1 protein-coding gene is annotated in these 1486 nt (G+C 60.4%); it reads right to left on the reverse strand.

Annotated features, from left to right (window positions below; translation table 11 throughout):
- Positions 1-406: 406 nt before the first annotated feature.
- On the reverse strand, positions 407-1258 hold the full coding sequence (locus KUG38_RS15255) for a phycobilisome rod-core linker polypeptide (RefSeq protein ID WP_094585038.1): 852 nt from the start codon (positions 1256-1258) through the stop codon (positions 407-409).
- Positions 1259-1486 lie beyond the last annotated feature (228 nt).

Below are 1486 nucleotides of genomic sequence, written 5' to 3' on the forward strand. Positions count from 1 at the left end.
GAATTCGCCGCGGGCATCAGCCTGAGCAACGACCTTGGTGAAGGCGTCGAACATTGAGTTAGCTCCTGTTCTCGACGTCGAACGTCGTGATGGGGTGGGTAAGGGGGGTGGGAACGCCAAGGACGTTCACCTGTGCTGGGCACGGACTTATTGTCTGAAAGAATCGCGCCAGGATCCGTGAAGTTTACAAAGGGTCATCGGTAGCCGCTGGTCTTCTCTGGCCGGGGTCAGTCCTGGACCTGTTGGGCACGCCATCCCGGTCCTGATCTGTGCCTTCATGAACACTCAGGACCTGCGATCCTGCGGCGATCTCCGTGCAGCCAGGCCATGAAAAAGCCCCTTTCGGCATCACGCCGAAAGGGGCTGGGAGGCACAAGGCCGTGCACCTGAGGGGTGGACCTGACGGTCAGTTCACAGGGGTCACGCTGGCGACCCGTCCGCCTTGCCGATGGATCATCTGCTGGGCTTCCAGCAGTTTGTTGAAGGGCACGAAGCGAACGGTGTTGCTGCGCTTGTGCAGGCGGTACTCGTTGAGTCCGGTCACCTCGATGCGGTACACCTTGGCCTTCTGGCCGATGCCCTTGGCCATCTTGGTGATCGATTCATTGGCCACCTGGCTGGGCTGGAAGGCCGAGCCCTTGGCGTTGGGGCTCACCACGGGAACGGCGCGGTTCTGGTGCAGGGCCTTGCCGAGTCGGAAGTTGGTGCCGGCGGTGTCTCCTTTGACCGAAGCTGCGGCGCCCCGGGCCAGCTGCATCAGCCAGGAGAACTGACGACCCTGCTGGCCGGCGGAGTAGTCCCAGCCGGTCAGGTAGGGGACCACTTCCTCACCGAAGCGCTCCTGGTATTCGGCGCTGTCGATGTAGGAATCGATCTCGGCATCAACACCCTGCTCCTGCAGGATCGTGAAGTGATGCAGCATCTCCGCCTTGTTCTGGGGGGCACGGCCCAGCAGATGCTTGAAGTTGAGCTCGATGAAGTGATACGGGTTGCAGTTCTCGAAGAACTTGGCACGGTAGAGGCCACTCTTCGCCACGGCACGCACGAATTCGCGCACGCTCAGATAGCCGTTGCGGAAGAGGGATTCAGCACCCTCGAGACGCTCGCTCTCCATGATGTACTGGCGTCCGAGCACCTGCTGATAGACGGTGCGGATGATTGTGCTCTTATCCTGATCGGACGCATTTGACCAGTTTTCCTTGTTGCGGTCATTCGCGAAGCGTTCGATGCCCAGATAGGGCGCATTGACGAGGGTCATGGATGGCGGGCCAGAAGGGGGAGGACTGCACGCGTACGGTGCGCCGTTCTGATCCTATGAGGAAGTCCGCACAGGATTTCGAGATGATGTTCGATCGTTACAGCAGATGAGAACCCGCAAACGCCACACCAGGTGAATCCAGCCAGAAAAAAGGGCCCCCCGAAGGGGACCCGGAAACAACGATGGCCGCGAGAGCTCAGACGAGAGCGCTGATGGCGTAGTCGATGT

This window comes from Synechococcus sp. CCAP 1479/9 (assembly GCF_019038535.1).
GTDB lineage: Bacteria > Cyanobacteriota > Cyanobacteriia > PCC-6307 > Cyanobiaceae > Cyanobium.